The sequence below is a fragment of the Sphingomonas sp. genome, assembly GCF_042091075.1.
GTDB lineage: Bacteria > Pseudomonadota > Alphaproteobacteria > Sphingomonadales > Sphingomonadaceae > Sphingomonas.
In genome coordinates this window covers 1-2,972 of the sequence record NZ_JBELIE010000088.1, presented here as the reverse complement: position 1 = coordinate 2,972, position 2,972 = coordinate 1, and the positions used below count along the sequence as shown (strand labels likewise).

Genomic DNA, 2,972 nt, shown 5'->3' with positions numbered 1-2,972 from the left:
CGACGGGTCGATGCCCTTGGGGGGGGATTCGCTGGAGCGCCGGGTGCGTGATTCGCCGGCGATCAGGATCGACGGCGCTGCGATCGCGTTGCCGGCCGAGCGCAAGGCCGCGGTGCATGACGAACTGGTGGCGCAATTCCGCGCCCTCTCCGCTTATGGCCAGCGAGCTCGCTTCGAACAGTTGCAGCACGCCAATCCGCGGCTGGCCACCTATCGCCCCTATGCGTCCTGCCTCGACTGGTCGGCGGTACGGGCGCTGCACCGCTCGCCACTGGTGACGATCGGCGCGCATACGCGGACGCATCCGATGCTGTCGCGGTGCGATGCCGCGACGCTGCAGGATGAACTGATCGCCGTGCGCGGCGAAATTGCGGAGCGGATCGGGGCGCCGGTCGATTATCTGGCCTATCCCTTTGGCCAGCCCGACGAATATGGCCCGCTCGCTCCCGATGTCGCGGCGCGGGCGGGGTATCGCGCGGCCTTCACCACGGTGCATGGCGCATGGTCGCGCGCGCGCGATCCGTTCACGCTGCCGCGCGTGCTGATCGCGAACAAGGCGCGGCACGCGGACGTCGCGCTTGCCTATATGTCGCCGGTGCCGCGCGCCATCAAACGATGGCTGAGGGGTACGGCGTGAGCGACGGCCGCGACGCCCGCGAGCAGCCGGAGATCAGCCTGGTGCTGGCGACCTACGGCACCGGACATGATCTCGACCGCTTCTTTGACAGCGTCATCGCGCAGGACGACGATCGGGTGGAGATCATCGTCGTCGACCAGAATGCGACCGACGAGGTGCGCGATCTGTGCAAGCGCTACGCCAACGAACTGACGATCCGCCACATGACCGCGCAACCGGGATTGTCGCGCGCGCGCAACGTCGGCATCGCGCGATGCCGCGGCGCGATCATCGCCTTTCCCGACGATGATTGCTGGTATCCCGCTGGCTTGCTGGCGGCAGTGCGGCAGCAGTTCGCGCGCGATCCGGATCTGGACGGAATGACGTGCCGCTGCACCGACGAACATGGCCGTCTGGCGGCGGGCGGGGACGGGCGCCGGCCGGGGCCGATCACCAAGCACAACGTGTGGATGCGCGGCGTGTCCGCGACGCTGTTTCTGCGCGCCGACACCGTCCGCCGCGTCGGCTTCTTCGACGAATCGCTGGGCCTCGGCTCGTCGACCGACTTCAAGTCGGGGGAGGAGACCGATTATATCCTGCGCGTGATCGCGATGGGCGGCCGAATGATCTATCTGCCGTCGTTGCGCGTCTTCCATCCGCTGCCGCCGACGGGATGCACCAGCGGCGGCGTGGCACGCTCGTGGTCCTATGGACTCGGCTGGGGGCGGGTGCTGCGCAAACATCGCTACGATCCGCTGCAACTCGTCTATCACTTCGCCTATCCGCTGCTCGGGTCGCTGGTCGCGCTGCTGCGCCGTGACCCGGCGCTGGCGCGGTTGCGGATCGCCAGACTGCTTGGCCGGTGGCAGGGCTGGCGCTGGCGACCGGGGCTAAGCATCTCGCGGTATCGCTGGCTGCAACGCTGAGGCGTGATCCGACCTCGGCGGGCGCCGGTGCTGGCAAACTCTCGTTACAAGTTCGTCTTACATGCCGCTTGTGATCGGAGAGGTGGTATGAGCGACGCGAGTATCGCGCTACATCGTTTCGGGCTTGGCGCACGGGCCGGTGAGGAAATTCCCGCCGATCCGCGTACATGGCTCGTGCAGCAGATCGGCGCCTATCGCGCGCCGCTGTCGGGCGCGGGCGACGTGCCGGGCAGTGCGGCGGTGGCGGCGCAATTGGCGGCCTTCTACGATCAGCAGCGCGCGTTGCGGGAGCAATACGGACCACGCAAGGCGCTGAAGGCCGCCGCTGCCACCCCGCCTGCCGCCCCGCCTGCTCCCCCAGCGAACGAGATGGGCGCGGCGCCGCTGCCGCCGCCGATGAATGCGCTCGCCCCGGCGTCCGGCGCGGCGGCCCAGCCTGTGATGCCGGACCCGTTCGCCGATGCGCGCAAGGCCGCCGCGCGTCAGGCGCGGCAGGATTATGCCGTGATGGTGGCGGCGCGGGCCACCAGCGCGCTGACCACGACGACGCCGTTCATCGAACGGATGGTGCATTTCTGGGCCAACCATTTCGCGGTGTCGGCGGACAAGCTGCAGATGGTCGGTCTCGCGGGCACGCTGGAATTCGAGGCGATCCGGCCTCATGTGCTGGGCAGCTTCGCCGACATGCTGAACGCGGTTGAACGCCACCCGGCGATGCTGCTCTACCTCGATCAGGCGGTATCGATCGGGCCGGACAGCGAGGTGGGGCGCCGCATCGGCGCGCGCGGCAAGCGCAAGGTGGGGCTGAACGAGAATCTGGCGCGGGAGATCATGGAACTGCACACGCTGGGTGTGCGGACCGGCTATACGCAGGCGGACGTGACCGAGTTTGCGCGCGCGCTGACCGGCTGGACGGTCGCGGGGATCGGGCGTGGGCCGGGCGGTATGCGCGACGACCGGGACGCACCCGGCACGTTCCGCTTCGTCGCGAACCGGCACGAGCCGGGCGACCGGACGATCAGGGGCAAGGCCTATCCGGCGGGCGGCGAGGCGCAGGCGGCGGCGGTGCTGAACGATCTGGCCGCCGACCCCGCTACCGCGCGCCATATCGCGACCAAACTGGCGCGGCATATCGGCGGCGACACGCCACCGCCGGCGATGGTCGACCGCCTGACCGCGGTCTATCTGCGCTCCGGCGGCGATCTGCCGACGCTGTATCGCGCGCTGATCGATTCCCCTGAGGCGTGGCGCGATCCGGCACCGAAGTTCCGCACGCCATGGGAATGGACGATCGCGTCTTTCCGTGCGCTGGGCGTCACGACGGTGCGGCCGGCGGCGATCGTCGGCTTGCTCAATCAGCTTGGTCAGCCGACCTGGAAGCCGGGACAGCCGGTCGGTTACGACGATATCGCGGGCAGCTGGGCGGGACC

Annotated in this window: 3 protein-coding genes; all 3 read left to right on the top strand. The window is 69.2% G+C overall.

Translation table 11 applies throughout. From position 1 onward, the window contains the following. The coding region (locus ACFDSW_RS10150) for a polysaccharide deacetylase family protein (RefSeq protein WP_375250172.1) at nucleotides 1-637 on the top strand (637 nt) is incomplete at its 5' end. Beyond that, nucleotides 634-1,542, top strand: coding sequence for a glycosyltransferase family 2 protein (locus ACFDSW_RS10145; protein ID WP_375250171.1), 909 nt, complete (start codon nucleotides 634-636; stop codon nucleotides 1,540-1,542). The genes ACFDSW_RS10150 and ACFDSW_RS10145, both read left to right, overlap by 4 nt. A gap of 87 nt (nucleotides 1,543-1,629) precedes the next feature. Further along, a partial coding sequence (locus tag ACFDSW_RS10140) for a DUF1800 domain-containing protein (protein WP_375250170.1) occupies nucleotides 1,630-2,972 on the top strand: 1,343 nt, incomplete at its 3' end.